The organism is Blautia hydrogenotrophica DSM 10507 (assembly GCF_034356035.1).
Taxonomy (GTDB): domain Bacteria; phylum Bacillota; class Clostridia; order Lachnospirales; family Lachnospiraceae; genus Blautia_A; species Blautia_A hydrogenotrophica.
The window spans coordinates 3,380,113-3,406,358 of sequence record NZ_CP136423.1 but is presented as its reverse complement, the minus strand read 5'-3'; the positions used below and the strand labels follow the sequence as shown (position 1 = coordinate 3,406,358).

General features: G+C 46.7%; 25 protein-coding genes. 24 read left to right on the top strand and 1 reads right to left on the bottom strand.

What is annotated here, in order from left to right; translation table 11 throughout:
• Positions 1–22 precede the first annotated feature (22 nt).
• Positions 23–313, bottom strand: a complete 291-nt coding sequence (locus BLHYD_RS16315) for a hypothetical protein (protein WP_005951918.1) — start codon at positions 311–313, stop codon at positions 23–25.
• A gap of 321 nt (positions 314–634) precedes the next feature.
• On the opposite strand from BLHYD_RS16315, the gene BLHYD_RS16310 reads away from it, so the two are divergent.
• The 24 genes from BLHYD_RS16310 (at position 635) to BLHYD_RS16195 (ending at position 26,245) form a co-directional block, all read left to right on the top strand.
• Positions 635–1,729 (top strand): mandelate racemase/muconate lactonizing enzyme family protein, encoded by a 1,095-nt coding sequence (locus BLHYD_RS16310; RefSeq protein ID WP_005951916.1) that lies wholly within the window; start codon positions 635–637, stop codon positions 1,727–1,729.
• Positions 1,730–1,746: 17 nt separating this feature from the next.
• Positions 1,747–3,192: an aldehyde dehydrogenase family protein gene (locus BLHYD_RS16305; RefSeq protein WP_005951914.1), complete on the top strand. Its 1,446-nt coding sequence runs from the start codon at positions 1,747–1,749 to the stop codon at positions 3,190–3,192.
• Positions 3,193–3,207: 15 nt separating this feature from the next.
• Positions 3,208–4,089 carry an N-acetylneuraminate lyase gene (locus BLHYD_RS16300; protein WP_005951912.1) on the top strand — a complete coding sequence of 294 codons (882 nt, stop codon included), beginning with the start codon at positions 3,208–3,210 and terminating at the stop codon, positions 4,087–4,089.
• A gap of 38 nt (positions 4,090–4,127) precedes the next feature.
• Positions 4,128–5,159, top strand: a complete 1,032-nt coding sequence (locus BLHYD_RS16295) for a ribokinase (RefSeq protein WP_313901937.1) — start codon at positions 4,128–4,130, stop codon at positions 5,157–5,159.
• 1 nt (position 5,160) lies between these two features.
• Positions 5,161–5,787, top strand: coding sequence for a KpsF/GutQ family sugar-phosphate isomerase (locus BLHYD_RS16290; protein ID WP_005951907.1), 627 nt, complete (start codon positions 5,161–5,163; stop codon positions 5,785–5,787).
• The gene (locus tag BLHYD_RS16285; protein WP_005951905.1) at positions 5,781–6,191 is read left to right on the top strand and encodes an RbsD/FucU family protein; all 411 of its coding nucleotides are present in this window, start codon (positions 5,781–5,783) and stop codon (positions 6,189–6,191) included. The genes BLHYD_RS16290 and BLHYD_RS16285 overlap by 7 nt, the downstream gene beginning before the upstream one ends.
• Before the next feature lie 173 nt (positions 6,192–6,364).
• Positions 6,365–7,651 (top strand): class II aldolase/adducin family protein, encoded by a 1,287-nt coding sequence (locus tag BLHYD_RS16280; RefSeq protein ID WP_005951901.1) that lies wholly within the window; start codon positions 6,365–6,367, stop codon positions 7,649–7,651.
• Entirely contained in the window at positions 7,609–9,150 is a 1,542-nt protein-coding gene (locus BLHYD_RS16275; RefSeq protein ID WP_155799596.1) for a rhamnulokinase, read from the top strand. Before BLHYD_RS16280 ends, BLHYD_RS16275 begins: the two co-directional genes overlap by 43 nt.
• Entirely contained in the window at positions 9,147–10,442 is a 1,296-nt protein-coding gene (locus tag BLHYD_RS16270; protein ID WP_005951897.1) for an ABC transporter substrate-binding protein, read from the top strand. The genes BLHYD_RS16275 and BLHYD_RS16270 overlap by 4 nt, the downstream gene beginning before the upstream one ends.
• 15 nt (positions 10,443–10,457) lie before the next feature.
• Positions 10,458–11,624 (top strand): zinc-dependent alcohol dehydrogenase, encoded by a 1,167-nt coding sequence (locus BLHYD_RS16265; RefSeq protein WP_005951895.1) that lies wholly within the window; start codon positions 10,458–10,460, stop codon positions 11,622–11,624.
• 79 nt (positions 11,625–11,703) lie between these two features.
• A complete protein-coding gene (locus BLHYD_RS16260) occupies positions 11,704–13,482 on the top strand; it encodes a cache domain-containing sensor histidine kinase (protein ID WP_196795186.1) in 1,779 nt (592 codons plus the stop codon).
• Positions 13,483–13,610: 128 nt separating this feature from the next.
• Positions 13,611–14,501 carry a class II fructose-bisphosphate aldolase gene (locus BLHYD_RS16255; protein ID WP_005951891.1) on the top strand — a complete coding sequence of 297 codons (891 nt, stop codon included), beginning with the start codon at positions 13,611–13,613 and terminating at the stop codon, positions 14,499–14,501.
• Positions 14,502–14,517: 16 nt separating this feature from the next.
• A complete protein-coding gene (locus BLHYD_RS16250) occupies positions 14,518–15,552 on the top strand; it encodes a 2-hydroxyacid dehydrogenase (protein WP_005951888.1) in 1,035 nt (344 codons plus the stop codon).
• A gap of 12 nt (positions 15,553–15,564) precedes the next feature.
• Positions 15,565–17,013, top strand: a complete 1,449-nt coding sequence (locus tag BLHYD_RS16245; protein ID WP_005951886.1) for an FGGY-family carbohydrate kinase — start codon at positions 15,565–15,567, stop codon at positions 17,011–17,013.
• Positions 16,997–17,884 carry a carbohydrate ABC transporter permease gene (locus BLHYD_RS16240; protein WP_005951884.1) on the top strand — a complete coding sequence of 296 codons (888 nt, stop codon included), beginning with the start codon at positions 16,997–16,999 and terminating at the stop codon, positions 17,882–17,884. Before BLHYD_RS16245 ends, BLHYD_RS16240 begins: the two co-directional genes overlap by 17 nt.
• A gap of 11 nt (positions 17,885–17,895) precedes the next feature.
• Positions 17,896–18,726 carry a carbohydrate ABC transporter permease gene (locus BLHYD_RS16235; RefSeq protein ID WP_005951882.1) on the top strand — a complete coding sequence of 277 codons (831 nt, stop codon included), beginning with the start codon at positions 17,896–17,898 and terminating at the stop codon, positions 18,724–18,726.
• A gap of 31 nt (positions 18,727–18,757) precedes the next feature.
• Positions 18,758–19,804 (top strand): NAD(P)-dependent alcohol dehydrogenase, encoded by a 1,047-nt coding sequence (locus BLHYD_RS16230; RefSeq protein ID WP_005951880.1) that lies wholly within the window; start codon positions 18,758–18,760, stop codon positions 19,802–19,804.
• Positions 19,805–19,873: 69 nt separating this feature from the next.
• Entirely contained in the window at positions 19,874–21,454 is a 1,581-nt protein-coding gene (locus BLHYD_RS16225; protein WP_005951878.1) for a response regulator, read from the top strand.
• 227 nt (positions 21,455–21,681) lie between these two features.
• On the top strand, positions 21,682–22,185 hold the full coding sequence (locus BLHYD_RS16220) for a helix-turn-helix transcriptional regulator (protein WP_005951876.1): 504 nt from the start codon (positions 21,682–21,684) through the stop codon (positions 22,183–22,185).
• On the top strand, positions 22,182–22,487 hold the full coding sequence (locus BLHYD_RS16215; RefSeq protein ID WP_005951874.1) for a hypothetical protein: 306 nt from the start codon (positions 22,182–22,184) through the stop codon (positions 22,485–22,487). Before BLHYD_RS16220 ends, BLHYD_RS16215 begins: the two co-directional genes overlap by 4 nt.
• A 262-nt stretch (positions 22,488–22,749) precedes the next feature.
• Entirely contained in the window at positions 22,750–23,601 is an 852-nt protein-coding gene (locus BLHYD_RS16210; protein ID WP_005951872.1) for an AraC family transcriptional regulator, read from the top strand.
• A 143-nt stretch (positions 23,602–23,744) separates the two neighbouring features.
• Positions 23,745–24,104, top strand: a complete 360-nt coding sequence (locus tag BLHYD_RS16205; protein WP_005951870.1) for an MmcQ/YjbR family DNA-binding protein — start codon at positions 23,745–23,747, stop codon at positions 24,102–24,104.
• Positions 24,105–24,119: 15 nt separating this feature from the next.
• Positions 24,120–24,683: a uracil-DNA glycosylase gene (locus BLHYD_RS16200; RefSeq protein WP_040350895.1), complete on the top strand. Its 564-nt coding sequence runs from the start codon at positions 24,120–24,122 to the stop codon at positions 24,681–24,683.
• A gap of 524 nt (positions 24,684–25,207) precedes the next feature.
• Positions 25,208–26,245, top strand: coding sequence for an iron-containing alcohol dehydrogenase (locus tag BLHYD_RS16195; protein ID WP_005951866.1), 1,038 nt, complete (start codon positions 25,208–25,210; stop codon positions 26,243–26,245).
• Position 26,246 lies beyond the last annotated feature (1 nt).

The window sequence follows — 26,246 nt, the reverse complement described above, 5'->3', positions numbered from 1 at the left end:
GGTTCCAGGAGCTTGCTGTCGATCAGTCCTTGGTAGTAGCGGCTTCTCTTACAAAGATTGAAGGTGTTTTGCTTTTGACTTCCACGTCGTAGACGGTCCCTTCCAGGTCCTGACCCCAGACATCCAGGCGGATATGGCGGTACAAAGGAGAACGTCTCTGTTCCTTTTCGGTTTGGGGAAGGCAGCGGAGCAGGACATCCCGTCCCAGAATAATCTCCAGGATTGTCTCGAGATATTTGGGATTCTCCATAACCTCTGAAAAGAGGAAACGGTCTAACAGAGTCAAGTCTTTTAATTGTTTCAATGGTTTCATAGGATTCTCCTTTCATTATAGAACGAGGGTTTGGGGATGTAAAGGATAAAAGAAGCAGGTTTTGGACCTTTCTTTTATTGAAATAGAATTTTAGAAAAACAGTAAGAAAAATCTGCGGCGGAACCGCCGAATAGAAGTGCCTTTATTTTAACACAGAGAAAACCTGGCTACAAGGAAAAGCTTCTGAAGGAAGACACAGGAAAGAGAGGCACTGCCCAAAGAGTCATAAAATTGAAAGGAAAAGTAATTTAGACACATCTGTTTTTTGAGGACTTCCCGTTATAATGAAAACAATTTAGAAGATGTGAGAGGTGGTCTGAGATGATAAGACATGTGATAAGGGAAGTCAGAGCAGATTTGATAGCATCACCAGTACAGACCGGATTTCAGGACGCTACCAGAAAAGTAGAGACTGTGGGAATGTGTGTTATTCGGGTGAACACAGACCAGGGGCTGACGGGAATCGGTGTCACCTACCATGAAGTAGGGGGTGAGGCAATTAAGGAGATGATTGAAAGGTACTATGGTCCAAAGCTGATTGGTCGGGACCCCTTTGAGACAGAAGAGATCTGGGAAGAGCTGTTTCACTATGCCAGAGGAGTAGGACGAAAGGGGCTGTCCTTTTGCGCGCTGAGTGCCGTGGATATTGCTCTGTGGGATTTAAAAGGAAAAATTATGGATTTACCGCTGTATCGCCTGCTTGGAGGAAATAAAAAGAAAGTGCCGGTTTATGCCAGCGGCGGCTGGACCTCCTATGACGATGATGCCTTGGTGGCAGAGGCCTTGGAGATGGTAAGACGCGGTTATAAGATGATTAAGTTGAAGGTGGGCGTTGAGGGTGGAAGGAATATCCGAAGAGATACCCAAAGGTGCCGGAAGGTTAGAGAGGCGATTGGACCGGATATCGGCTTCATGGTAGATGCCAATAATGCCTTTCACAGTGGGGATGCGGTGCGGCTGGCTAATGAAATTCGAGAGTACGACATTTTGTTTTTTGAGGAACCGGTATTTGCAGATGATATACCGGGGCTGCGCAGGTTCCGCCAGGGAACCGATATTCCGCTGGGAACCGGGGAGCATGAGTACACACGGTATGGAGCGAGAGACCTGATCTTAGGTGAAGCCGTGGATTATCTTCAGATGGATGTGACCAGGTGCGGCGGCATCACGGAGATGCTGAAGGTGATTGCACTGTCACAGGCGTGGAATCTGGCTTTTGCTCCTCATGCGATGGAGCATATTCACATGCATTTGGTGAGCGCTGCTGCCAATGGAGCATTTTTGGAGAGATTGTTTTTGTTTGAGGATATCACGGCCATGGTCTTTAAAGACGCTCCAGTACCGGAAGAAGGGATTTTGACGATACCGGATAAGCCGGGATTGGGCTTGGAACTGAACAGTGAATTTTTGAGATAGAAAGGCGGGACTGAAAGATGAAAATGTTTATTCATGGGGAAGAGAGAGATTCCAGGGACAGTGCAGTGATTGAGGTTGTCAATCCATATAATGGAAAATTGCTGGATACGGTTCCGGCGGCCACACGGGAGGATGTAACCGAGTGTATCACTTGGGCTGTGGAAGGGCAAAAAACCTGGAATCAAAAGAATATCCGGGAAAAATCGGAGGTACTCAAAAAATTTGTCGGTCTCGTCAAAGAGAAGAGAGAGGACTTGGCGAGACTGTTGACCATGGAGACCGGAAAACCCATTGGGGATTCCTACGGAGAGGTAGACGAGCTTTGTTATATTTTCGAAGGGTCGATAGAGGTGATGAAGCATCACTATGGAAAGACTATGCCTAGGGGAACACAGCCAGGCTATGACACGGATTTGCAGGTGACAGTCTATGAGCCCCGGGGAGTGATCGTATGTATCATACCCTTTAATTTCCCTTTGGCTCTGTGGGCTTATAAATCAGGTCCGGCGCTGATGGCAGGAAATTCTATTATCACGAAGCCAGCCAGCGTCAATCCTCTATCTGTCATGACGGTCTGTAAGCTTTTGGCAAAAGCAGGAGTGCCGGCTGATGCATGCCAGTGCGTCACAGGCAGCGGCTCAAAGGTGGGAGACTGGCTGGTGGATGACAGCAGAATTGCTCAGGTGAATATGACAGGCAGTGTCCAGGCAGGACTTAGTATTGCAAAGACGGCTGCCAAATATCTGACGGATTATAAATTTGAACTGGGAGGAAATGACCCATTTATCGTACTGGAAGATGCGGACATGGATTTGGCCGTGCGGGAGGCAGTGGATCGGACCAGGAATGCGGGCCAGTGCTGCAGCGGGTCTAAGAGATTTATCATTCACAATTCCCGCAAGGAGGAGTTCGTGAGAAGACTGATTGATGAGGTTTTAGAGAAGGTGGTGATGGGAGACCCACTGGAAGCTGGCACCACCATGGGAACCTTGGTGAGCGAGGAGGCAGCCAAGGGCGTAGAACAGGAAATTGCCCATACAGTCGCGCAGGGGGCAAAACTGATCTATGGCGGGGAGCGAAAGGGAGCGGCCATAAAACCGGCGGTCTTAGTGGATGTGACCAAAGAGATGGACATCGCCAGAGATATGGAGGTGTTTGGTCCGGTATATCCGATTATTGGTTTTGACACCGTTGAGGAAGCCATTGAGATTGCGGAGAGCACAGACTATGGCCTTGGCAGCGGCGTAATCACCAATGATTTAAAGAAAGCTATGAAGGTAGTGAGCGCGCTTCGTGCCGGACATGTGGCTGTAAACGGTGCCGGGAGCTTTCGGGCTGTGGAACTGCCCTTTGGAGGCGGAAAGAAAAACAGCGGCAACAGCAGAGAGTGTCTTTCCTCTGTGCTGGAGGAAGTGATGCAGGTAAAATCCATCGTTTTTCGTTACGCGATGGAAGAGGTTTAGGTTTAAGGAGAAACGATGAAAGAATACAGAGGAATTTTTCCGGCGCTGGTTACACCCTTCGATGAGAAGGGACGAGTAGATGCAGACAGGATGCAAAGACTGGTGGAAAAAAATCTGCGCCAGGGCGTGGCTGGCTTTTATGTGGGAGGCAGCACAGCGGAGTCCTATCTTTTGTCCATGGATGAGAGAAAGTATGCGTTGGAGGCTGTCATGGAGGCAGTACAGGGAACGGAGGCGTCGGTGATTGCGAATGTCGGTGTATTTGCCACAGAACATGGATTAGCACTGGCAGACCACGCCAGGAGAGCGGGGGTTTCTGCGATCTCATCCGTTCCGCCTTTTTACTTTCCTTTTTGTATGGAAGAATACATTCACTATTACAATACGCTGGCCGAGAGAGCACAGATGCCGGTGATTCTCTACAATATCCCTGCTATGTCAGGAGTCACTTTCAAAAAAGAGGACATACAAAGGTTGTTTGAAAATGAAAATATTATTGGGATGAAGCACACCAGCTATGATTTGTTCCAGCTACAGCAGTTGATTCAAGAATATCCTGAGAAAAACATATTTATCGGTCATGACGAGATTCTGCTCTGTGCGTTTTCTGTGGGAGCAGAGGCTGCAATTGGAAGCACGTTTAATTTTATGGCAGAGAAATTTGTACGGCTTGCGAAGCTTATGAATGAAGGAAAACAGCGGGAGGCGCTGAAGCTTCAAGATCAGGCAAACCGTGTCATACAGGTTCTCTGTGAGGTCGGGGTGTTCAAGGGAGTAAAGGCAGCTTTGAAATTTCAGGGATATGACTGCGGTCTGTGCAGAGAACCATTTTTGCCTCTGTCTAAGAGGGAAGAGAGAAGACTTTATGAGACACTTTTGGAGAATGACTGTCTGTGAGTCAAGCTGACGGATGAACAATGAGGGGAGGAGACATTATGAGGAGGCCGAAAATATTAGTTGCGGGCAGCTTTGTGCTGGACCAGATTGCGGTCACAAAGACAGTACCTGGTGAGGGAGAGACGGTGTTAGGCACCACTTTTCGAAAGGCACCGGGAGGCAAAGGGCTGAACCAGGCTGCTCAGGCTGCAAAGCTGGGAGCGGAAGTTACGATGGTGGGAAAGCTGGGCCAGGACGGCAATGGGCGGGAGCTTCTGTCAGCCTGCCAGGAATCCGGGGTAAATTCGGCTCATGTGCTGCTGGATGAGGAACAGCCTTCCGGGTGCGCGTTGATTGTACTAGAAGAGAAGGAAGACGGCTCCGTGCAGAACCGAATTCTCGTGGTTCCAGGTGCAAATCATTCTATCAGACCGCAGGAAATTGAGTTTTTAAAAGAAGAGATCGCAGAATACGACATGGTGCTCTTGCAGTTGGAGATATCCATGGAAATCAATGAACAGATAGCAGCCTATGCCTATGAGAAAGGGGTTCCGGTGATGTTGAATTCCGCTCCAAGTGCTCCGCTGTCAGATACGTTTTTAAGTCACCTGACTTTTATTTCTCCGAACGAGCACGAAGTGGAAGATTTGACAGGAATTAAAATACATCGTCGGGGCGGAGAAATCAACCAGGAGGATGTAAAAAAGGCAGCGGGAAAGCTGCTGGATAAAGGTGTAAAAAATGTGTTGATAACACTTGGCTCTGGGGGAGCAGCGCTTTGTAACAGGAGCGGCTGTTATTATGCTCCCTGTGTGAGAGGAATCACGGCAGTAGACCCCACTGCGGCGGGGGACTCTTTTGTGGGAGCTTTTTGTACAGGGTTTTGTTGTGGGCTGGACTGGGAAGAGCTGCTGACTTTTGCCAATCATGTGGCTGCAATCACGGTCACGGGAATGGGAGCTCTGCCTTCTCTGCCAGAATTGGAGCAGGTGGAACAGCTTTTGAAAAAAGAGGAGATTGTATTTCCAGAGCTGGCAGTCTTAAAAAAACAAAATCTGAAACCAGAGACTGCGGGCATTGAGGAGGTTTGAGATGGAAAAAAATTGTTATGTAGATTACAGCAAATTTTTTCAAGTAGCTGAGAGTGAATTTTCTGAGTTTGTGAAAAATATACGTTATGAAGAAGTGGAACAGGCGGCAGACTTGATTCAGAAGGCGAAAGAGGCAGGAAACCGTCTTCATATCTCAGGAATTGGAAAACCAGCGCATATCGCGGGTTATATTGCGTCTTTGATGTCTTCTACGGGGACCCCAGCATATTTTCTGCACGGGACAGAGGCGGTTCACGGGTCCTGTGGCCAGCTGAAAGAGAATGATGTGGTGATTTTCATCTCTAACAGCGGAGAGACGGCGGAAATGCGTGCGACGGTTCAGGCCATAAAGAACAATGGCTGTAAAGTGATTGGCGTCAGTGGAAATCCGGCTTCCTGGCTGGCGAAACAAAGCGATGTTCATTTGTTTGCAGGTGTGAGAGAAGAAGGCGGCGTTTTGAATCGGGCGCCGAGAATGTCGATCATCATGGAGACGATGGTGCTTCAGGCATTGAGCGTGGTACTTCAGTCTCAGGAGCATGTTACCCCTCAACAGTATGTGCGATGGCATCCCGGAGGAAAATTAGGCGAGCTTAGGGAGGAAGAGAAGGGGACGAAAGTATGCTGAAAGGAAAACTAATTCATCCAGAACTGATTCACCAGCTGGCATTGTGCGGGCATGGGAGTAAAATTCTGATTGCGGATGGAAACTATCCTCTCGAGGAGAAAAGCAGCGGAGTGAAAATTTTTCTCGGGCTTGGGCCGGGAGTTCCATCGGTGATAGAGGTTTTGGCAGCCATACACAGTGTATGTGAGATTGAGAAGGCCCAGGTGATGGTGCCGGAAGACGACAGAGAACCGGAGATTTTCGGAGAATTTCGCAGGGAGCTGCCGGATTTGGAGTTGGAAGAGTTGGTGCGGTATGATTTTTACGCTGCCTGCATGGAAGAGGGAGTTTTGAAGCTTGCGGTCTCCACAGGGGAACAGCGCACATTTGCAAATATTTTGCTCACTGTCGGCTGTGTGGAATAAGAAGTAATTAATTTTAAGGAAACAGTCATGGAATTACATTCCATAAGACTGTCTCAGCCGATATAATTTTCCCAAGTGATAAGAATAGACAAAAGGCGACCGTGTCCGGCGCGCAAAGCAAGACAAGTCCTTCAGGGATACGGGACGTGCTCCGAAAGCATAGGAGGAAAGGAATGAACAGACAGACAATGCATCCGGCAGAGCAGATCTGTACGGTGATGAAGAGAATCTATGCAAGGCAGCTTACCACTTTATCGGGAGGGAATCTTTCGATTCTAGATGAAGAAGGGATTATGTGGGTATCCCCATCGGGAATCGACAAGTCCTCACTGACTCCCAAAGATGTGGTACAGGTTTTGCCGGATGGTTCTTATATAGGACACCACAAACCCACGTCGGAATATTTGATACATAGAGAGATCTATAAGGTGAGAAGAGATATCAAAGCGATTCTGCACGCGCATCCGCCGGCTGTGACCAGTATGAGTACGCTTCATCAGACCGTGGATACCAGCTTATATCCGTTGGCTCATCGGATGAATGGTGATACACAGATAGCAGTTTACGGTCTACCAGGCTCTATGCAGCTGGCCCGTCGGGTGGCGGCGGTTTTTGAGAGTGGAAGTGATACAGCGATTTTGGAAAATCACGGTGTGTTTCTCTCCAGCGAAAAGGATATTTTCGAGGCTTTTGCCAGATTCGACGAGCTAGAGGCCAACGCGGTGACGGAGATGAATGCCTATGTCTTCGGGCAGCCCCAGGGGATGAACGAAGAGCTGCAAAGGAGCTGTAGAGCATATTTCCAGAGACCCTTGAGCAAAGTGGATAGAAATACCGTTATGACCAGTGAAGAGAAAAAGCTGCGCAGAGAATTAAGTGACACAGCAGTGAGGGCTTATGAGAATAAACTGTTTACCGCGGTTTCCGGAGTGGTCTCTGCCAGGATTGATGAGCATTCCTTTTTGATCTCTCCTGGAGAACGGGATAATGCGTATCTGGAACCGGATGATTTTGTGAAGGTGACGGACGGAAAATATGAAGGGGAAAGTTATCCAGATGGATTTGCTAGGTTTGTCAGTCTGGTGTATGACAGAAATCCGAAGATCAGAGGGATGATTTTTTCGACTGCCCCTTATACGATGATGTTTGCTGCGACAGAGGAACCCTATCGGGTAAATTTTATACCGGAGTGTTACGGAGTACTGTTTAGCTGCCGGGAATATTCGGCAGAAGAGTTTTTGGAAGACGGAGAAAGGCTTGCCGCAGAGGCTAGGATTGATGCTCCGTTTGCCCTGATTCGGAATATAGGAGCGGTGTTCACAGCAGTGTCTTTGCATGCAGCCTACGATATGCTGGAGGTATGTGAGAACACGGCGAAATCTATCCACATGGCGAGGCAGACAGGAAAAGAGATTCAGTGGATGACAGAGGAACAGTTAAGAGAAATGGACGGGAAATAGCTATGGTGCGCAGTTATCTTGCAATGGACTATGGAGGCAGCAGCGGGCGGGGAATCCTGGGACATTACGACGGAGAAAAACTTATTTTGGAGGAGGTAAACCGTTTTCCTGATTTTTTTGTGGAGATCAATGGAATTTGCTATTGGGATACTTTCATGATGCTTCAGAATTTAAAGGAATCCCTGAAGACAGCGGGACAAAAATGTCGGAACAAGACAGAGCTGGTCAGCGTGGGAATCGACACCTGGGGGACAGATTATGGACTGCTGGATGGCCAGGGAAATCCTATAGGAACGTCTGTGTGTGAGAGAAATACGCAGGGAGCCGGAAGAAAAGCGGTGACGGAAAAGATCGGGGAGAAGGTGCTCTATGAGAAGACAGGGACCCATTTTCTGGACGGCAATACATTGTTTCAGCTCTATGAGAGAAAACTAAGAGAGGATTCTGGGTTAGAGTATGCGGGAACTTTACTGATGCTGCCGGACCTTCTGGGATATTTTCTGACGGGTGAGTGCTTCAGCGAGTATTCAGATGCGGTGACTTCGATGCTTTTGGATGTGGAGTCTGAGACCTGGAATGTGGATATTTTGGAAAAACTGGGTTTGCCGGCAGATATTTATCCAAAAGTCATTCACGGGGGAGAAAAGTCTTTTTCAGTCAAAAAAGAACTCCTGGAAGAGTTACATTTGAAAGGGATAAACTATACGCCAGTTTTATCTCATGATACTGCTTCAGCAATTGCTGCGGTTCCCCATGTGCCTGGACAGGCTTTTTGTTCTAGCGGGACTTGGTCGATCATGGGAGTGGTGACGAAAGAACCGCCTGCTAAGGACAGGGCGAGGCAATATAATTTTGCCAGTTCCAAATTTGGGAATAGCTTCTATAAGACTCACAGAGATTTTATGGGGATGTGGATGATTACCCAGTGTAAAAGAGAGTGGGAGGCAGAAGGCAGAAAATATTCCTGGGAAGAAATTACAGATGCAGCAGCAAAAGCAGAAGAGTTTGCGGCTGTGATAGACGTGGACAGGTCAGAATTTTTCAATGTGGGAAATATGCACGGAAAAATTGAGAGATACCTGGCAAGGACCGGACAAAGGATGCCGCAGGGAATGGGAGCGCTTAGCAGATGTATTTACGAAAGTCTGGCCCTTCGATATAGACGTACGGCACGACAACTACAAGAGATATCCGGAGAGAAGATTACTTCTCTTTGTATTGTGGGCGGGGGCAGCAGAAACCGTTTTTTAAATCAATTGATAGCGGATGCAGTGGAGGTTCCGGTGATCGCCGGACCTTCGGAGGCAGCGTGTATAGGAAATATTTTGATGCAGATGAAGGCGGATGGTCAGATTCAGACGCTGGAGGAAGGCTGGAAAATTGCGGAAAATTCTTTTGAAAAGGAGGTTTTTCTGCCGGACGGGACACAGGATTGGGAGAGTTATGATAGGAAATATCAATCAATAAAAGAAAGCGTAAAGGAGGAAGGGAAACTATGAAAAAAAGATTATTATCTGTGGCACTGGCGGTATCTATGACGGCGGCAATGCTGACTGGCTGCGGTTCCGGTTCTTCGGATGAGGCAAATTCCAGTGCACAAGAGGGCGGCGAGGGAAAGCCTACGATTAGTGTATTTACCGACTATGTGGAGAGTAACAGTGAAAGTGTCGCGGTGAACTTTAACAAGGCGCTGGAACAGACAAAGGAACATTTTGCTGACAAGTATAATATTGAGTCAGAAGCGGTAGCGATTGAATCTTATAAGGAAAAGATTAAGGCTATGGTGGCAGCGGATGAGACTCCAGATATCTTTATGACCTGGGGAGCTGGATTTATGGAGTCCTTTGTGGATGCAGGGAAAGTAGCGGCCATTGACGACTATATCAGTGAGGAATCGAAAGAGAGTCTGAAGACTGGGGCCCTGGATATGTTTGAGTTTGACGGGAAAGCCTATGGGCTGACCGCCAACAAGTGGGTAGGAGCGCTGTACTGCAATAAGACTTTGTTTGAGGAAAACAATCTGGAAATTCCCACTACCTTCGACGAGCTGATTGAGGTCTGCAAGACTTTCCGTGAAAAGGGAATCCAGCCGATTGCATTGGGCGCCAAAGATCAGTGGCCATGCCAGCAGTATATCAATGAATTCGTCATTCAGTTGGCAGGCACCGACGAGGCGAATAAGATGGCGTTTAAGGAGACATCTTTGGACAATGAGTATGTGGCCCAGGCTTGCGATTATGTGATAGAGATGATTGACGCAGGCGCGTTCAATGACGGCGCGATGGGATTGTCCAACGAGGAGGCGTACGCGGCCTTTACCCGGGGAGAGAATCCGATGATGTATACGAACTCCAATTATTCTGCACAGGCGATCGCGGAGGACAGCGCGATCAAGGACAGCGTCACGGCGGTTCGGTTCCCACTGCTGGATGGGGCAGACCCGAATCAATATTTCGGCGGTGCGATTGATGGTCTGTGTATGAGCAGCAAATGTGAGTACCCGGAGGAGACCTATGAGGTGATGGAGTATCTGGTGCGCGCCTGGGCAGAGGCTGACGGAGGTCTGGTGACTTGGGAGGTATCTGACGAGGCAAAAGCCAATGTGGATTTCTTAAATCAAGAGATCATTGATTATTCCGCGGACGCGACGGGATATTCTCTGGCATGGGATACCCTGTTTGACTCTAATGACGCACAGACATGGCTGGATTTGGTATCGGAGGTATATGCAGGGAACATCACGTCCGGAGAAGAGTTTGCAAAACAGTTGCAGGCAGGAATCGGTGAATAAAGGAGAGAATAAAAAATGGCAGAGAAAAAGATGGCAAAGATGGCGGTTCTGAAAGGGCCGAACCATCTGGATATTGAGAGCTTTCCGCTTCCTGAGGTGAAAGATGACGGGATGTTAATCAAGATAGAAGCGACTTCTATCTGCGGCTCGGATGCCCACTCGATTCGCTCTACGCCGGCACAACCGAGTCCCCTGGGCCATGAGTTCACAGGTAAAATTGTGGAGATGGGAGAGAGAGCCAATGAGACGATCTATTCTTTCAGTGGGCCGTTGAAGGTGGGAGACCGGATTGCGGTGTATCCCTGGATTACCTGTGGGACTTGTCCGGAGTGTATGCGCCATGGAAATGGAGTGTGCATGGTCTGCGAGAATGCCTTTATGTATGGCGGTCAGGAGACCTTTGGTCACAGCAAGTACACGGCTGACGCCTATGAAGTTCCTCACTTTAAAGGCGGGTTTGCAGAGTATGTGTATATTTTCCCTGGAACCTATGTGTGGAAGCTGCCCGAAGATATGCCAAGCGAGATTGCAAGTCTTTTGGACCCTCTGGCTGTGTGCGCGAGGGCAATTGAGATGGCCCAGACAGAACCGGGTGTACTGGGAGAATCACTGAATACGAATACCAATGCAGTGGTAATCGGCGAAGGAGCGATCGGTATCATGACGGCAATGCTGCTGAAGATTATGGGATGCCGGAATGTGATTCTCACGGGGCATAAGGATGAAAAGCTGAAAAAAGCTCAGGAGATTTCCAGATGTGATTATGTAATCAACAGCAACAAGATGGAAAAAGAAGAACGTTTCCGTTATATCCGTGAGATCACAGACGGAGGCCCGGATTTGGTTATCCAGTGTGCCAATAATACCCGTGCGTCCATCGAAGGATTAGAGTTGGTGAGAAAATTGGGAACTTATGTGGAGGTGGGAGTTCCCTTTGGATTCGGTGAAACCTTTGAGGTGGAGCTGCCTCAGTTGATTTTCAGCAAAAATGTGAAAATCAACAGCTTGGCATCCAACAGTCAGAGGGTGTTTGACAAAGCATTTCATCTGTTGGAGCGCTATCAAGAATTTCCGTTTGAGAAGCTCTTGACGCATAAGTTTTACTCTTTGGAGGAACTTATGCCTACCATGCAGAAGATGCGGGATGTAGACTATATCAAAGGTGTTATGATCTTAAAATAAGAAGTGAGGGTGGGGCGTCCGATATGAGGACGCTCCATTTTGGAATGTATGAGCAGACTTAATGAAGGGATTTTGCAGCATGAAGTATTTAAAAAGAAAAATTCAAAATTGGACCTTTCGAAATCAGTTGATTTATTTCTATGGAGCTGTGATGGGAGTTGTATTTTTGGGAATGCTCGTGCTCTTGCTGCAGTTTGAAAACAGCACGGTAAAGGACAAGATGGAGGAGGTCTTAAAGAGAGATGGCTATCGGGTCCAGACGAACTTCAGGTCCTTGATAGAACGTGCTGATGAATACTCAAAGGTAATTATGTTTAACGCGTCCACGCAAAAGATGCTAGTGAATCAGCCGGAAGTTTCCAAACGAACTCAAATGGATGCTTTTTATACGATTGTGGGCAGTACGGTCGTGGATGCAATCTATGTATATGATTTTAAAGGAAATAAATATGCGGCATCCAGCGGCAGCTATATCAGAGAGAAGACAGTGGACATCTCTGAAGCCAGCTGGTATGAAGAGGTGATGAAAGCCCAGGGAGGATACTGTCTGGTCAGAAACATCGGGGGGTTTTTGAAAGAGGAATCTCTAGAAGAGAATTACGTGTCGTTCATTCGGGTAATTAACGATATCGATACACAGCAACCAATAGGCATTTTGTTGATGAATCTTAATACCAGCAGCATTCGTGAGGCTTATACTCAGGTGTTAAAGGAATATGATACATTTTTTTTGATGCAGGATGAAAAAGGAGAAGAGCTCTATTCCACAGAGGACCAGGGAGAAGATTTGTGGAAATTGCTGGAGGACCAGCAGCGAGTCGGCTGGCAGAAGATGAACACAGTGACTTCTCAAAATGAGCGATATGGAGTGATAAAGCTTCCGCTCACAGACGGTTGGAGTGAGACACTGGCATTGGGCTACAACCAAATCAGCAATGAATATAAAAGGTTATTTTTGAAAGTGGGAGTTTTGCTGGGAATCAGCACCACGATGTTGATTTTGGGTACGGCGTATTTTTCGTCAAAAATAAATAGACCTTTAAAGTACATGCTGGCTTCTATGTCAGCTTTAGATGACAAGAAGTTTGTGACTGTCCAGGTAATCAATGTCAACCAAGAAATCAATCAGCTCCAAAGGCGTTATAATGCGATGCTTTATGAGATGCAGGAGATGTTTGAGCGGATGGAGGAAGGAGAAAAGCGCAAACGAAAATATGAGCTGAGTCTTTTGCAGGCTCAGATCAGACCTCATTTTCTCTATAACAGTTTTGATGCGGTCAGTGCGCTTGCGCTGATGAACCGGACAGATGATATTTTTATCATTATGCAGGCTTTGGGAAAGTATTATCGTTTCAGCCTCCACAAAGGAGAAGAAGTAATCTTAATGTCTGAGGAGGTTAAGATTATCGAGAATTATCTGATTATTATGAAATATCGTTTTGACGGAGAATTTCAAGTTGTGTACGACATGGACGAGACCGTTATGGATATTCGGATTTTGAAGCTGACAATCCAGCCGTTCGTGGAAAACGCGATCTTTCATGGAATTAATCAGAAAAAGACAGGGGGAATGATTGCCATTCGTGTAAAAGGTGATGAGAACAGCGTGAGGATACAGATTGAAGATAATGGTGCCGGGATGGACGAAGAACAGATCAGCAAAATGCTGGGAGGGGATGTAAAAAGCCAAGAGAGAGGATTTGGAGTCCGGTCTACGGTGGAGCGGCTTCGACTGTATTACAATACAGAAAATATTATAGAAGTGCAAAGTACACGGGGAGTGGGAACAGTTATAACACTGAAAATCCCAAAGAGGGAAGAGGCAAGTACAGCTCTTCAGACGCCATCGAAGTCATAAATTTAAATGGTTTAGTCATCAGAGTTCATTCAGAAAAAATTACAGGCTTGCTATACTTTTATTAAACAAAATTACTGGTCGAAAAGACAGAAAATGAGAATATACCTAATTGGTTAGGAGGAGAAAAGATGGCGCTTGTAACATTGAGAGAAATTACAAAATATGCAATTCCAGAAAAATATGCAGTTGCAGCAGTTACGGTGTTTGACCCGATGTTTGCGGAGGGAGTTCTGTGTGCAGCGGAGGATATGAGGACACCGATTATTATGATGTTTGGAAATACAAAGGTGGTGAACCGGCCGGATTATTATCCTAATTTTTATAATTATTTAGCAAACCGCTGCCGCCATTCGTCGGTTCCGGTATGCTTGCATCTAGATCATGGTCCCAGCTATGAGGCCTGCGCTTGTGCGCTTCGTGTGGGAGCTACCAGCGTAATGATTGACGGCTCCATGCTGCCCTATGAGGAGAATGTGGCTGTGACCAGAAAAGTGATAGAGATGGCACATGCCTGTGGGGTGGATGTGGAAGCGGAGATTGGTCATGTGGGGGCGAATACGACTTCCCATGAAGCATTGGGAACGGACGACCATTCCATCTATACAGAGCCGTTTATGGCCCAAAAATTTGCAGAGGATACCGATTGTGATGCTCTGGCAGTTGCGATTGGAACTGCTCATGGACTCTATAAGGAACGGCCGGTGCTGAATTTGGATGTGTTGAAAGAGATACGAAAGGAACTGGATATTCCACTGGTGCTCCATGGAGCCTCTGGACTTGGGGAGGAAGATTTTTCAAAGGTTGTGGAGGGAGGAATCAATAAGATCAATATCTGTACGGCATTGGTGGTAAAGACGGCAAAGAACATGCTGTCAACAGCTCAGAATCTGCCAGAGAACTCTCCGCATTTTCCCATTGCGGCCGCGAATTTTCAGACTGCCTACGAGGAGACGAAGAAGCATATCCGGTGGTTTAAGACAAAACAGATTCTGCCGCCGATGACGGAGAAAAGATATTGATTTGGAGGGAATAAGTATGAAGATATTGTTTATGGCGGATTTTTCCATCACGGCCAGTGACATTCTGGAAAATAAAAAGGTGTTTGACTCCTATGAAGATGTCGAGGTGGATGTGATAGAGGTAAACCTAGGAGAGACAAAAGAAGAACGAGCTTCCTATATTTTAAGGACAGAACAGGAAGGACCGGAGTGGACGAGCGTCCCGGAAGAAGTGCTGGAAAAGGTTAAGGACGCGGAAATTCTCATCACAGATTTTGCGGCGGTGGGAAAGGAGATCATGGACGCGGCGAAGAAGCTGAAACTGATCGGAGTACTCAGAAGTGGTGTGGAGAATGTCAATCTAGAGGAAGCGAAAAGAAGAGGCATCGACGTGATTTGTTCCCCTGGCAGGGTGGCAGCTCCGGTGGCCGACTATACGGTGGCATTGATGATTGCGGAGACCAGAAATATTGTGAGAAGCAATCTGGTGTCCAGCCAGGGAGAGTGGAAGATACGGTTCAGAAATTTTCCCTATTCCCATAATATGGCGGGAAAGACCGTGGGCATCATTGGTTTTGGAAACATCGGACAGATGGTGGCGGCGAGGCTAAAACCCTTTGGCGTGAATCTGGTGGCCTATGAGGAATATATGCCGTCAGAGAAGGTGCAAAAGCTGGGAGCACAGCCAGTATCTTTGGACACTCTTCTGAGGATTTCCGATTATGTGACGATTCACGCGAGACTGTGTGAGGCCACCAGAGGGATGATCGGAAAGGAGGAGTTCGCCAAGATGAAAAAAACAGCGATCTTTGTGAACACAGCCAGAGCAGGCCTAGTGGACGAGGATGCGTTGATCTGGGCCCTTCAAAATGACGAGATCGGCGGGGCGGCTCTGGATGTTTTTGCCCAGGAACCCATTTCTAGGGATAACCCGCTTCTGAAGATGGATAATGTAACACTGACTCCACATTTAGCCGGCACGACCAGCAATGTGGGAAGCAATTCTTTTGCGGTAATCATGGAGGATTTGGACCGATATTTTAAAGGTCAGCCGCTGAAAAATAAGAGATGACAGGGGAATGGGATGAGAGATCAAACACTTTTGGTTCTGGATTTTGGGACTTCCAATGTCCGGGCAGTTTTGGTGAAAGCCGGTACAGGTGAGATTGTCAGAAAAGTCTCTGTGAAAAACCATTGGATAGAAGGAAAAGAAGGGCGTTGGGAGATGGAACCGGAAATTTTGTGGGAACATGCCCAGAGCGCCGTGGAAGAACTTTTCCGGCAGCAGGCTGACGAAAAGCTGTTAGGGCTTGGCTTTTCCTTTTTCGGGGATTCTTTGATACCGGTGGATGAAAACTGCAAGCCTCTCTCCAATCTGATTATGGCTTTTGACACCAGAGCTTGGGCGGAGGCCGCTTATCTAAGAGAAGAGATAGGGGAAAGAGCATTTCAGGAAATCGTGGGCGGACCATGCCTGTCTATGCTGGTCTGTTCAAAACTGCTCTGGCTTCGGAAAAATGAACCCCAGATTTTTCAAAAGGCCAGATATTTTCTGCATATACAGGAATACATCTTGGGGAAATTAGGGCTGGGAGTGCACGCAGACTACACGATGGCAAACCGCAAAACGATGTTGGATATCCGAAAGCGGGAGTGGTCAGACAGGCTGATGAAAGCGGTGGGCGTGGAGGCGGAACGCCTGGGCGGGGACATCCAGGCGTCCATCTATACGGCCGGAAAGATTGAGCGGTTCGGTCGGGTGCTTTTCAACCAGGAAGTGCCGGTAGTGCTTGGTGCCCATGACTCTGAGTGTGGCATTTTGGGCTTGGGCGTGGTGCCGGGCAAGGAGGGGATTTTGGGAAACATTTCGGGAACTTATGAGATGCTGGGATGTTTTGCCAATGAGGCTTCCCTAAAACAAAAAGAAGGTGTTTTGGAGTGTGGATGCGGACCGACACGGGACAGTGTGATTCTGAATGGGTCCAGTATTGCAGGCGCTTATGTGACTTGGTATCAACGCCAGATTTGCCGCTGCCCGGAGAAAATGTTTTCGGAGATGGAAGAAAAAGTCTGTTACGATGGAAAGGGAGAGCTTTTTTTTCTGGCAGACGATGACAGACGGGGGAGCATCCTGTGCGGCCTGGATTCTTCCACACAGGCAGAGCAGATCTATCAGGCGGTGATAGAGGGGATTACTTTTAAGCTGAAAACGCTGCTGGATGACTTGGAACGTACGAAAAGAGAAACATTTGAGTCCATTGTCTGCGGCGGAGGCGGTTCTTCCTCAGACCGATGGATGCAGTTCAAGGCAGATTTGTTCCGGAGAAAAGTCGTCCGGGTCGATCAGGCAGAGGTGTCGGCGCTGGGAGCCGCGATGATAGCTGCGATAGGAGTTGGATATTATCAGAATTTTTCTGAGGCGGCGTCCTGTATGGTTCATCCAGGGAAAATTTTTACGCCGGATACAGAGAGGTCAAAACGCTATCAGAAAAAGTACGGAATGTGGAGGGAAAAATATGAACAAAGCTTTTAGCAATAAAAGAAGCATTGTGCTTTTTATGACTCCTGCGGCGCTGGTGTTTCTGGCGGTGATGATTATCCCTATTTTTGCGACTGGCTATTACAGTACGCTGGAATGGGACGGAATCGGGGACGCTACGTTTGTGGGAATAAAGAATTATATTTCGCTTTTACTGGACAATAAATATGAATTTTGGCAGTCGGTGGGACATTCGTTTATCGTACTGTTTCTCTCTGTATTTGTACAGGAGACGATTGCGATGGTGCTGGCTTTGATTTTGGCAAAAGGCGTGAAAGGAGAAAGCTTCTTCCGCACGGCCTTCTTTATACCAATGGTAGTGTCTACCGTTGTGATCGCGCAGTTGTTTTTAAAAATTTATAATCCAAACTATGGACTGCTCAATACGATGCTGGAATCTCTTGGACTGGGACGATGGGCCAATGAATGGCTGGGCGACCCTAAAATTGCGATATGGGCAGTTTTCATACCTTTGATCTGGCAGTACATCGGCTACCATATGCTGTTATTCTATGGAGCGATTAAATCGCTGTCCACGGATATTTTAGAGGCGGCGCGTATCGACGGCGCGAACTATTTCCAGATCAGTACCAGGATTATCCTTCCGCTGATCGTACCGATGATCGAGACTTGTGTTGTGCTGGCTGTGGTGGGAAGCCTGAAAACCTTCGATTTTGTCTATGTGATGACCAATGGCGGGCCAGTGGGCGCTACCGAAGTTCCCAGCACAATTATGTATGACCTTTTAATCAACCGGAGCGTCTACGGGGAAGGAAGCGCAGCAGCAGTATTCATTGTCGTAGAATGTCTATTGTTTACAGTAGTGCTGAGATATGCATTCAAAAAGATCAAGGAAAAGTTCTGAGGAGGGAGAAGATGAGAAAACGAAAAACAGGAAGTGTCTTGACTTATATATTTTTAGTGCTGTTCACAGTTGTGCAGATTTATCCTCTATTCTGGATGTTTTGTTTCTCCCTGAAGAACAATAATGAGATTTTTGGAGAAAATGTAGCAGGTCTTCCGCAGCATTGGCTGTGGTCCAATTACGCGGAGGCATGGACGAACGGCAATGTGGGCAGGTATTTCTTTAACACAGTGGTGGTGACTTTTGCAACGGTGGTATTTACAGTGGTGTTTTCAGCGATGGCCGCCTATGCGATCACAAGGCTGAAATGGAAATTTAGCCGAACTGCACTGACGCTCTTCCTGATGGGGCTGATGATTCCCATCCACTGTGCATTGCTGCCGCTGTTCTTAACCTATGTGAAGCTGAACCTTCTGAATACCTATTTTTGTCTGATTCTTCCATACACGGCATTTGCGCTTCCGCTTGCGATCTATGTGTTTGCCGGATATATGGAAGGAATACCCAGAGAGATGGAAGAGAGTGCATTGTTGGACGGGTGCAACATATATAAATGCTTCTTACATATCATTTTGCCGATGTTGAAGCCAGTGGTGGCGACTGTGACCATTCTCACATTCATCAACACTTGGAATGAGTTTATGTTGGCTTCGATTTTTACCACGAAGACTTCCATGAAGACCCTGACGGTGGGGGTTCAGGAGATGGTGGGACAGTTCACGACGAACTGGGGGCCTGTGGGCGCGTCCTTGGTGCTGGCATCTTTGCCTACACTGGTGATTTATATTCTGATGAGCAAACAGGTACAGAAAAGCTTTATCTCTGGGGCAATGAAAGGATAGAGAGAAAATAGAAGACAAGGAGGAGAAGACAATGGAAAATCGTGCGTTTTATCTGTTGGAGGCAGGAAAATTAGAAGAGAGACCCTGTGAGATGCCGGTGTGCAAGGAGGATGAAGTAGTCATAAAAGTGGAATACTGTGGCGTGTGCGGTTCCGATGTGTATTTTTACAAGTATGGTTCCCCGGATTATCCCAAGCAGAGATTTCCATTTATCTTAGGGCATGAACCCGGAGGAGTCATCATAGAGACAGGCAGTCAAGTGACAGATCTGAAAGTGGGGGACCGCGTCACAGTGGAACCAGGTTATTCCTGCGGGATTTGCGAGTGGTGTAAGCATGGTCTGTACCATCTGTGTCCGGAGACGAAGTTTCTGTCCGTTCCAGCTCCGAACTTTATAGACGGAGCATTTCGAAAGTATTTGGCTCATCCGGCAGAGAGGTGTTTTAAGCTTCCAGATCAAATTTCTACTCTTCAAGGAGCGATGATAGAACCTCTGGCTGTGGGAATGAGTGGGGTGTACCGTTCTGGAATCCGCAGCGGAGATACTGCGGTAGTGCTGGGTTCTGGATGTATCGGCTTGTCGGCTTTGCAGTCTCTGGGGGCGTTTGGAATCACCAGGACGATTGTGGTGGACCTACAGGAAAAACGTCTCGCCAAGGCTAGGGAGCTAGGAGCAGCAGTGACAATCAATGCAAAAGAGACGGATCCTATTAAGGAGATTGAGAGAATTACAGGCGGTAGAGGCGCGGACTATGTATTTGAGACTGCCGGGAGTAAGGTGACGGCAGCCCAGACGCCCTATCTCGCGAAAAGAGGCGGAACGATTGTCATGATTGGAAATACTGGGAAATTTGAGTTTGATTTTCAGCGTCTGATTGACCGGGAGATCATGATTCGGACAAGCTTCCGCTATCACGATATTTATCCTGTGGCACTTGGGCTGGTGGAGGCCGGAAAGATCGACCCAGCCAGTGTTGTGACCGATATCTTTGATTTTAAAGATATAAAGGAAGCGTTTCGGGCCTGCATAGAGCGGCAGGACGAGGTCGTGAAAGCCGTGATTAAAGTCGCAGACTGAAGCCTGAACTGGGATATTCTAAAGAAACGTGAGAGAATGGTGACAGTGTAGAACGAAAGGTGAAGGGGTATGCTGAAAATTTTGATTGTGGATGATGAGCCGCTGGTGAGAAAGCTGATTCGATATTGTATTCCATGGGAAGAATATGGTCTTACAGTGGCAGCAGAGGCGTCCGGCGCCGATGAAGGTATGGAGATGGTAAGGGAAGTAAATCCAGATGTGGTGTTTACAGACATTATGATGCCTACCACAAATGGTCTGGAATTCACCAAAATGATCGGAGAGTATAACCCAGAAATCCGAGTAATCCTTGTCTCAGGCTATGATGAATTTGAATATGCCAGCACGGGTATCAAGCTGAAGGTATTTGACTACATCCTAAAGCCCATTGATCGGGAAATTCTAAAGAAAATCGCGGAGAATGTGAGAGAGGATATCTTAAAGGAACGTCTCCGGGAAACGGAGTTTGAGAAGATCAAAGAAGAACTGAGCGTGAACGCGAAGTATATCATTGAAAAAGCCTTTTATGCCTTGTTGATTGAAGAGGATTGGCAAAACGCGTTGGAATGTCTGAGATACTACGGGATTGTACTAAAAAATGACATGTGCCAGATTGCGGTGATTGAGCTGAGTCAAGTTAAGGAGGATGAGACAGCGGCTTTGGTGCGTGCTACTCACTGCAAGCAGACGGCCAAGGAATATCTAGAAGAAAACCAGGATATCTATCTGTTTGGTGCAGATACGAGGAAGATTATCCTCTTAAATAATAACAAGGATATAGAATTCGAACAATTTTGTGACGGACTGCGTGAACGGCTAGAAGAAACATTAAAGACGAAGTTGTATATCGGAGTGGGAAATGCTTACCAGGATCTTTCGAAATTAAAGCTGTCTTTTCGCGAGGCGACAGAAGCGCTGCAGTACCGGTATGTGATTGGTGAGAGTCATACAGTCTGCTATGAAGATATCTGCTATTTTGAGCAAGACAGCGGTGAGATCACCGAGGAAATTCTGCATAAAATTTCCTTCTTTGTGCGTTCCGGCATGTCCGAGGATGTGAAAAAGCTGATGGAAAGTCTGTTTGATGGGATGAAGCGCAAGAGAGCTGCCAAAGATGAGGTCTTGATGTCCGCAGTGAAAGTGGTCATTGAGATTCTCCCGGTCTTTCACATGGTCGTGGAAAATGGCAGGGAAATGGGACAGGATGTCTCCTCGATTATCACTAAAATTATGGCACTTCAGACTTTGGCGGATTTGGAGAGCTTTTTGACCAATGTACTGATTAACGTGTCCAGAGCGGTGAAAGAGGGAGTCAAAGAGAAGGATCTGGATGTAGTCAGCGCTGTGGTGAAGTATGTGGAAGAGGCCTATAAAGAAAAGGAAATGAGCTTGGCAGGGGTAGCTAAGAAATATTTTATAAATTCCAGCTATTTAAGCCGTGTGTTTAAGGAACGGACAGGCAAGCCGTTCAGCGATTATCTTTTGGAGATTCGGATGGAAAATGCAAAGCGGCTGCTCAGTCAGACCGGCTTAAAAGCCTATGAAATCGCTGAGGAGGTAGGAATCAAAGATCCGCATTATTTCAGTGTGTGTTTTAAAAAGTACACAGGAAAATCTGTAAGTCAATACAGACAGGAACAACAGGAATGAAAGGCTGCCGTAAGCGAGAAAGCGCAGTTTTCAAGTGGAACAAGCGAAAGAGTGTAGGGCCCCTCTTGTCAGAAAAATTCTGGTAAGAGGGGATTTTTCTGTTTGTGTACAAAGCAGGTACCTATGAAAAGGCTCTGCAAAAGAATTTTGCCAAAATTCCAAAGAAATTTGCTCGTTAAAAAGGGGGTTTTTGATATAATGAGGGTACCCTTAATGAAGGAGGGATTATGCGGAAAGGAACCAAAGGCATGTTAGGAGAAAAGTTGATGACGCTGCGGAAGAAGAGTGGTTACAGTCAGCAGGAGCTGGCGGACCGTCTCAAAGTATCGCGGCAGACCATATCGAATTGGGAATTAAACCAGGGAGCTCCATCCATAGGCAAAGCAAAGGAACTGGCGGACATCTATAAGATCAGTCTGGATGATTTGGTGGGAGACGAAGTAGAAGTAGTAGCCAGAAAGAAAAGGGAACCAGATCTGCATGTGCTGAAGAAGCTGGTGGGGAAAATGGTGAAGTTGGAATGTTCAGATATAGATTTGGCTTTAGAGGAAGGGAATGACTTTTTTTCAATAGGAAAAGTAAAAGTGTTGGAAGTAGATGGAGAATGGCTGCGTGTGGAATACCAAAGAACAAAGGAGAAGAGTATTTTTCAGAAAGAGAAAGTGGTTAAATTGATAGAGCTTTCAGCGGTGGAAGCCTTTGAGGTTTTGGAGGAGAAGGAAGTATTATGATAGAATTTTTACTTTTTGTGATGGTGGGACTACTGATCTATCTTGTGACAGACAAGAAAAGGGAGTCAAAGCCTAAGGACCGGAAATCCTATAAGGAGATTCTGCCGGAGTTTTTAGATAAAGAATGTGAGATCAATGTGAACAAACCGCTGTTTTCTATGGATGTTCTGTATACGATGAGAGGTAGGATGGTCGACTTGGATGACGAATGGCTGATGCTGGAACAGGTGAATAAGAAGAAAAAAGTTGTCAGGGTCTTTCGAACTGAATTGGTCTCAGGGATAAAAGAAATCAAGGACTGAGGTTTTATCAGATGGGGAAGACTCCCGCCTCTATAGGCGGTGAGCAAGAAATTAGCATCAGTGGCGGGTGCACCCTCCATCTGATAAACGTTCCGCGAGGATGCGCAGGGATTTGGTGATGAATGATGTCGGTTAATACCGACCCGAATTCCGCACCAAGAATCGCGAGTGAGTCTTGAATTTGGGATTCTCTCAAATTGGTGCAGGAAAAGAGAGGAAGAAAAGGGATAAAAACGCTATTCTTTAATCAGAGGTGATAGAGATGGAATGGATTGACTGTCTGAATCAAGCGATTCGCTATATCGAAGAGCATTTGACAGAAGAGATTGACTATGAGTGCCTGGGAAAAGCTGCGTGTTGTTCGGCTTATCATTTTCAGAGAATGTTTGCTTATATGGCGGAGGTTCCACTGTCGGAATATATACGCCGAAGAAGAATGTCACTGGCAGCAGCAGACTTAAAATGTACGGATGAGAAGGTTGTGGAACTGGCTCTAAAATATGGATATCAGTCACCGACAGCTTTTAACCGGGCATTTCAGAGCGTACACGGAATCACACCTTCAGCAGCGAGAAAAACAGAAGTTCCCGTGAAATCCTATCCTCCTATCAGCTTTAAATTAATGATTAAAGGAGTAGAAGAGATGAATTATCGGTTAGAACAAAAAGAATCTTTGCGGATTGTGGGTGTACGTCGAAAGCTAAGAAAGAAGCTGGAAGAAAATTTTGAGATTGTGCCGAAGATGTGGGAGACAGTGGCAGAAGACGGCACGGTGCCGAGATTAACGGCTTTGATGGACCGGGAGCCGAGTGGTGTCCTGGGGATCAGTTTCTGCCAGGAACCTGAAAACTGGAACTATATGATTGCAGTGTCAAGCGGCCAGGAACCGCCAGAAGGGATGGAAGAGGCTGAGCTTCCGTCTAGAACGTGGGCGATTTTCTCCGGGGAGGGAGAGTGTCCCGGGGCAATTCAGGAACTGGAACGGAGAATCTATACGGAATGGATGACTTCTTCCGGGTACGAATATGACCAGGGACCGGATGTAGAGCTCTATCTCAGTCCGAATCCACAGCAGGCAAAGTTTGAGGTCTGGGTTCCAGTAAAGAAAAAGTAGAAGGATACAAAGTGGGGATGGTGCGCCATCCCCGCTTTGTTTTCCTATCCGATTGCCAAAATGTAGAAAATTGTGCTATATTGTATGCAGACATGGGTGGACGATTTTGAATGAAAAAGCAATGAGGGGGGTGACATGTCCTAATGAAAACCAGGGAAGAAATTATCCGTTATTGCCAGAGTTTTTCGAATGTTTTTGAGGACTATCCATTTGAAGATAAGAACTGGACTTGCATGAGGATACGAAAAAATCACCGGATTTTTGCGTGGATTTATGAGAGGGAAGGATATATTTGGGTGAATGTTAAGTGCGATCCGCAATGGAGAGATTTTTGGAGAACTGCGTATGAGTCTGTAGTGCCAGCGTACCATATGAACAAGGAGCACTGGAATTCCCTGATTTTAGACGGCGAGATACCTGAGGAAGAAGTGAGAAGGATGATAGCGGAGAGCTATGATTTATGTCAGGGCAAGTCCTCCCAAAAGAACGGTTCTCGAGAGTAACCAGGAGGGAGATATATGGGACTGTATACGTGGGATGAGTTGAAATACTTTGTAGAACACTGTAATCGCTGTGATCTGTGCAGGGAACGGCGGAATCCTGTCATGGGGCGTGGGGATTTAAACAGCAGGATTATGCTGATTGCGGAGGCACCCGGCAGGATGGAAGATGAAAAGGGTATACCATTTGTAGGACGGTCGGGAGAAATCCTAGATGAACTGCTGAAATCCGTTTCTCTGAGCAGAGACGAAATTTATATTACAAATATTAATAAATGTCATCCTCCAGGAAACCGTGATCCAGAGGAGGCAGAACAGCAGGCGTGTATGCCTTTTTTGAAATATGAGACGGCTTTGATACGGCCCAAGATCATGGTTTGTCTGGGAAGGATTGCTGCGAGAAAAGTGATTGCCACGGGCTTTCGAATCAGTCGGGAGCACGGTACCTGGATAGAAAGGAAAGGTTTTTTTCTGACGGCTGTATACCATCCTTCTGCTCTGCTTCGGGACCCTTCTAAGGTAGAAGAGACACGGAGGGATTTTCAGGAAATAAAAAGGAAGTTAGAAGAGCTGTCACAGTGATAGAAAAAACTAGCTCCCCAACAACAGTGCGGTAAATTTGCTGCGCTGTAGTTGGGGATTTTTTATGTAATAGGAAAGACCTTGTCACGCTAATGCGTGAAAGCTCTTTCCTATTACATAAACGCTCCGCTAGGGATGCGTACGCCGCAATAAGGTAGTGCACCGCAAGACGGTGTTGCGGTGGCGCGCAAAGTGGGAGTGTACCCCTCAAGATGGAGGGGAAGGAGGAAGATTGCCATTGAATTCTGATAGTAGTATGTGCTTTTCATTCATGTGTCAATATATTTTTTGAGTTTTGAAAAAACAAGAATAATGAGAAATGATATCAGATAATGCCGATTAACAAGCATTATTGGTAAAGATATCTAAAAATATTGAGTTATATTTGTAAAATTGTAAGAATTGACAAAATAAAGAGGTGCGAGTAGTATTATAAATATAATTTATAAATAGTATTTAGAAAAAGAGTTTAGAAATCCTGAATCAGAAAAACATCAAAAATAAAGGCAAAGGAGAGAGTAATTATGGCAAAGAAATTATTCAACACGATCTATGGGCGCAATCTGGTAGGGGAATTGAAGAATATTGTTCAGAGACCTTATCTGGTAGTTACAATGGAAGATCTGTGGGAAACGTTCAAAGAGGAGTTTGACGAGGATTGCATTGTTCATTTTGTGAAGACTCTGGAATATGATGAGATCATGGCGGAAGTGGAGAAGCTTCCAAAATTTGAGGCAGTGATTGGTCTTGGCGGTGGACAGGCTGTAGACTACGCGAAGATGGCAGCTTGGAAGACCCATATGCCGCTGTATCAGGTTCCGACTTCCATTGCCACTAACGCTGTATTTGGTCATCGAGCGGGCGTTCGTTTCAACAGTGTCGTAAAATATGTGGGGTATGTGGAGCCGGTTGCGGTATATGTAGACTACGGTATCATTCAGAGCGGACCGAAAGCGCTGAACAGAAGCGGCGTGTGTGATGTTCTGTGCTACAATAACTCCATGTTTGACTGGAAATACGCGGCAGACCAGGGTAAATGCGAGGAAAAATGGCCGTATGACCAAGAGATGGTGGATGAGGTCAACGAAGTGTTCCAGTCTGTCGTCAATGGTTTGGACGATATCTATGAGCTGAACGAAAAAGGAATCCGTATTCTGACCGAAGGACTCAGATGGGGCGGCGGAGCGTTTCACAACAACGGTTGGAACCCAAGACCAATCGAGGGAAGCGATCACTTCCTGTTCTATACGCTGGAGTACATGACCAAGAAGAAGTTCATCCATGGCCAGCCGGTATGCCTGGGAATTTTCGTGGGCTCTGCGATGGGCAACAATCATCCAGACTGGATTTTAGACATCATTCATAGGGCAGGAGTGGAAATTCGTCCAGAGGGAATGGGATTGACCTGGGACGATGTGTTCGCGGCGATTAAATATGAGAAAGAGTTCCTACCGGCAAACGGCTACTGGTATACGGTAATCAATGATTTTGAGGTGACGGATGAATTCTGTCAGATGATTAAAGATAAAGTGATCGCTAAATATGGAGAATGGGGAAAATAAG

Coding starts and splice junctions, on each gene's coding strand:
- BLHYD_RS16315 (WP_005951918.1), bottom strand. CDS start 313: ATGAAACCATTGAAACAATTAAAAGACTTGACTCTGTTAGACCGTTTC.
- BLHYD_RS16310 (WP_005951916.1), top strand. CDS start 635: ATGATAAGACATGTGATAAGGGAAGTCAGAGCAGATTTGATAGCATCA.
- BLHYD_RS16305 (WP_005951914.1), top strand. CDS start 1,747: ATGAAAATGTTTATTCATGGGGAAGAGAGAGATTCCAGGGACAGTGCA.
- BLHYD_RS16300 (WP_005951912.1), top strand. CDS start 3,208: ATGAAAGAATACAGAGGAATTTTTCCGGCGCTGGTTACACCCTTCGAT.
- BLHYD_RS16295 (WP_313901937.1), top strand. CDS start 4,128: ATGAGGAGGCCGAAAATATTAGTTGCGGGCAGCTTTGTGCTGGACCAG.
- BLHYD_RS16290 (WP_005951907.1), top strand. CDS start 5,161: ATGGAAAAAAATTGTTATGTAGATTACAGCAAATTTTTTCAAGTAGCT.
- BLHYD_RS16285 (WP_005951905.1), top strand. CDS start 5,781: ATGCTGAAAGGAAAACTAATTCATCCAGAACTGATTCACCAGCTGGCA.
- BLHYD_RS16280 (WP_005951901.1), top strand. CDS start 6,365: ATGAACAGACAGACAATGCATCCGGCAGAGCAGATCTGTACGGTGATG.
- BLHYD_RS16270 (WP_005951897.1), top strand. CDS start 9,147: ATGAAAAAAAGATTATTATCTGTGGCACTGGCGGTATCTATGACGGCG.
- BLHYD_RS16265 (WP_005951895.1), top strand. CDS start 10,458: ATGGCAGAGAAAAAGATGGCAAAGATGGCGGTTCTGAAAGGGCCGAAC.
- BLHYD_RS16260 (WP_196795186.1), top strand. CDS start 11,704: ATGAAGTATTTAAAAAGAAAAATTCAAAATTGGACCTTTCGAAATCAG.
- BLHYD_RS16255 (WP_005951891.1), top strand. CDS start 13,611: ATGGCGCTTGTAACATTGAGAGAAATTACAAAATATGCAATTCCAGAA.
- BLHYD_RS16250 (WP_005951888.1), top strand. CDS start 14,518: ATGAAGATATTGTTTATGGCGGATTTTTCCATCACGGCCAGTGACATT.
- BLHYD_RS16245 (WP_005951886.1), top strand. CDS start 15,565: ATGAGAGATCAAACACTTTTGGTTCTGGATTTTGGGACTTCCAATGTC.
- BLHYD_RS16240 (WP_005951884.1), top strand. CDS start 16,997: ATGAACAAAGCTTTTAGCAATAAAAGAAGCATTGTGCTTTTTATGACT.
- BLHYD_RS16235 (WP_005951882.1), top strand. CDS start 17,896: ATGAGAAAACGAAAAACAGGAAGTGTCTTGACTTATATATTTTTAGTG.
- BLHYD_RS16230 (WP_005951880.1), top strand. CDS start 18,758: ATGGAAAATCGTGCGTTTTATCTGTTGGAGGCAGGAAAATTAGAAGAG.
- BLHYD_RS16225 (WP_005951878.1), top strand. CDS start 19,874: ATGCTGAAAATTTTGATTGTGGATGATGAGCCGCTGGTGAGAAAGCTG.
- BLHYD_RS16220 (WP_005951876.1), top strand. CDS start 21,682: ATGCGGAAAGGAACCAAAGGCATGTTAGGAGAAAAGTTGATGACGCTG.
- BLHYD_RS16215 (WP_005951874.1), top strand. CDS start 22,182: ATGATAGAATTTTTACTTTTTGTGATGGTGGGACTACTGATCTATCTT.
- BLHYD_RS16210 (WP_005951872.1), top strand. CDS start 22,750: ATGGAATGGATTGACTGTCTGAATCAAGCGATTCGCTATATCGAAGAG.
- BLHYD_RS16205 (WP_005951870.1), top strand. CDS start 23,745: ATGAAAACCAGGGAAGAAATTATCCGTTATTGCCAGAGTTTTTCGAAT.
- BLHYD_RS16200 (WP_040350895.1), top strand. CDS start 24,120: ATGGGACTGTATACGTGGGATGAGTTGAAATACTTTGTAGAACACTGT.
- BLHYD_RS16195 (WP_005951866.1), top strand. CDS start 25,208: ATGGCAAAGAAATTATTCAACACGATCTATGGGCGCAATCTGGTAGGG.